Source organism: Metabacillus niabensis, from assembly GCF_902829255.1.
Lineage (GTDB): Bacteria > Bacillota > Bacilli > Bacillales > Bacillaceae > Metabacillus > Metabacillus niabensis.
Window position 1 is genome coordinate 1 of sequence record NZ_CADEPK010000233.1, and the last position, 2819, is coordinate 2819.

Annotated in this window: 3 protein-coding genes; 2 read left to right on the forward strand and 1 reads right to left on the reverse strand. The window is 32.3% G+C overall.

The window, feature by feature from the left end; genetic code table 11:
- Positions 1-237 precede the first annotated feature (237 nt).
- On the forward strand, positions 238-843 hold the full coding sequence (locus tag HU235_RS15010) for a nitroreductase family protein (protein ID WP_370877247.1): 606 nt from the start codon (positions 238-240) through the stop codon (positions 841-843).
- 111 nt (positions 844-954) lie between these two features.
- Here HU235_RS15010 and HU235_RS15015 read toward each other — a convergent pair whose 3' ends face one another.
- The gene (locus HU235_RS15015; protein WP_174880715.1) at positions 955-2349 is read right to left on the reverse strand and encodes a S41 family peptidase; all 1395 of its coding nucleotides are present in this window, start codon (positions 2347-2349) and stop codon (positions 955-957) included.
- A 193-nt stretch (positions 2350-2542) separates the two neighbouring features.
- Between HU235_RS15015 and HU235_RS15020 the strand changes: the two genes are divergently transcribed.
- Positions 2543-2815 (forward strand): hypothetical protein, encoded by a 273-nt coding sequence (locus HU235_RS15020; RefSeq protein ID WP_174880716.1) that lies wholly within the window; start codon positions 2543-2545, stop codon positions 2813-2815.
- Positions 2816-2819 lie beyond the last annotated feature (4 nt).

Below are 2819 nucleotides of genomic sequence, written 5' to 3' on the forward strand. Positions count from 1 at the left end.
CATGTATAATAATTCCAATCCAACGTTTTCCTAAAAGTCGAAAAGCTGTTTCCATTTTAGGACAAAGCTGAATCTTCATAATAATCTCTCCTCAATATAATTTCTTGACTGATTTTTTCACTTCGATTAATATGTTTACTGTCGACTTACTAAAAGTAAGTTTATTACTTTTAGTATAGAATAATTTTCTTAATATATCAACTTAGGAGGAATTTAAGCTTGACTACAACTACCGCTATTGATTTATTTGACATCATAAAACAACGATCATCAGTAAGACATTATGACTCATCAGTCTCTATCTCTAAAGAGGAGTTAACAGAAATATTATCATATGCCACAAAAGCTCCATCGGCTTGGAATTTACAACATTGGCATTTTACAATATTCCATAGTAAGGAATCCAAACAAACATTATTACCAATTGCTTTTAACCAAAGTCAAATTACTGATGCATCTGCAATCATTGCGATTCTTGGTGATATGGAAGCAAATAAAAATACTGACGATGTTTATGATCCCCTACTTACAGAAGGATTTATGACATCTGAAATTAAAGAAACACTCGCGGGACAGATTAATCGAGCATACACAAGTGAAGCTTTTGCAAGAGATGCTGCATTTACTAATGCATCTTTAGCTGCCATGCAACTGATGTTAGCTGCAAAAGCAAAAGGCTACGATTCATGTGCGATAGGCGGATTTAATAAAGAACAATTTATGAAGGAATACAAAATCGATAAGAGATATGTACCTATCATGTTAATCTCAATTGGAAAAGCCCTAAAACCTGCTCATCAAAGCTATCGTCTTGATGTTGATAAAGTTTCAACCTGGTTATAAGTATCCCTATAAAAAAAGCAGAGCACAAGTGGCCCTGCAATTTAATCAAACTAATATATAATAAATATGGCAATACCTAATCCGTCGAAACGAATTGGGTATTGCCTTTGTTTATTCCATTTTTTCCTTTAATACACTAATTGCTTTTTCAAGCTGTGTATCATTTTCTTGAAGTTTCTTTTGAATTTCTTCATATAATTTTATTGTTGTTTCTCCAGTAATTTGGCCGTTAACCGTTAATTTATGCTTAGCTTGGAATTCCTTTACTACTTCTTCTGTTTCTTCATCAAAGGAGTTTTCTTCATTAAGGCTTTCATATCCCAATGCTTTTAACATTGTCTTCGCTGATTTCACTTCATCCGAAGATACGCCAATTTTTAGAACACTTTCTGGGTTTACATATGAGACATGAGCATATTCAGGTAGTTCCACTTTTACTTGTGGTTCAATCCCTTTTTCATGTATCCATGTTCCATCAGGTGTTAACCATTTAGCAGTTGTAAATTTCACTGAAGAATTATCTTTAAATGTTTGTGCCGTTTGGATTGTCCCTTTTCCAAAGGTTTTTTCTCCAACTAACGTGATACCTGCTGATTGATTTAGTGCTGCAGCCATTATTTCACCCGCACTTGCAGTTCCACCATCAACTATTACTGTTGCAGGCAAATCAACTACTTGATTATTTTCAGACTTATAAACTTCCTTCGAACCATTATTGTTCTCAACCTGCATAATATTTTTACCTTTAGGTACAAATAATTGGGACATTTCAATAGCGCGATTCATTAAACCACCAGGGTTTTGTCTCAAGTCAATGACTAAGCCTTTAACATTTTTCTTTTGTAAATCAGCTATGGCTTTTTCTAGTTCCTCTGTTGTTGATTCAGAGAATTTCGTAATTTGAATTTTCCCTATATTATCGTCAATAACTTCTGAATAAACAGTTTCTAAAGGAATCGTATCACGTGTTATCGTAAAGGTTAGTTCACCAACCCCTTCACGTCTTACGACAAGTTTAACTTTAGAACCTTTCTCTCCTCTTATCTTCAATACAGCTTCATTTACTGTAAGTCCTTCCACAGATTCACCATCTACTGTTAAAATAATATCTTTTGGTTTTAAACCTGCCTCTTCAGCAGGGGAACCTTTAATTGGCGAAACGATCATAATGTTACCATTACTTTCTTGAACCTCTGCACCTATACCTTCAAATGATGAGGAAATATTTTCATTAAAGCTCTTTGCTTCCTCAACATCCATATAAACGGAATATGGATCTTCTAACGAATTTACCATACCTTTAATAGCGCCTTCAACAAGTTTATCTGTTTCAATATTTTTGTAGTACCCTTTTTCTAAAATTTCATATGTTGATTTTAGCTTTGCAAAAGGATCACCGTCATCAACTGATTGGTTTACACCATAAAATTGGAGGAAACTAAATGTTATCCCCGAAGATAATATGGCAGTAATGATGATCCAGATTATAAACTTACTTTTTTTCACAGTACAACTACACCACCTTTATGTATGTTCCTATTATGTCTAAACCATGTTCCATCCGTCAACAAATTTAATTAAGAATATGTATTTTTAGCAGTTCACATATATTTTTTTCCATTCGACAATAACCACGATACTTTTTTATTAATTTATTGTAAACTTTATTACACACATGTAAATACAGGAGGTCTTGATGATGCAACTAGCTGAATATATTGGAAAAACAGACTTTGAAATTATTCGTTTTGCCTATTTATTAATTCAAGATATTGAAATGAAAATAAAAAACAAAGCTTTCTTTTATAAAAACCAAATTATAACATATATAAATAAACAAATTGATTATTTTGTTCTTACACTCCATGAAAAAGATGCCTTACTTAACATATATAAAACCGAAATTCACCAAATCCTTGAGCCAAAATTAAAAGAAATTTATAAAAAGTATCGTCTATTTTATTGTCTATAAGAAC

What these genes read in the sequence shown, in the direction of transcription:
- HU235_RS15020 (WP_174880716.1), top strand. Translation starts at nt 2,543, where the DNA reads ATGCAACTAGCTGAATATATTGGAAAAACAGACTTTGAAATTATTCGT.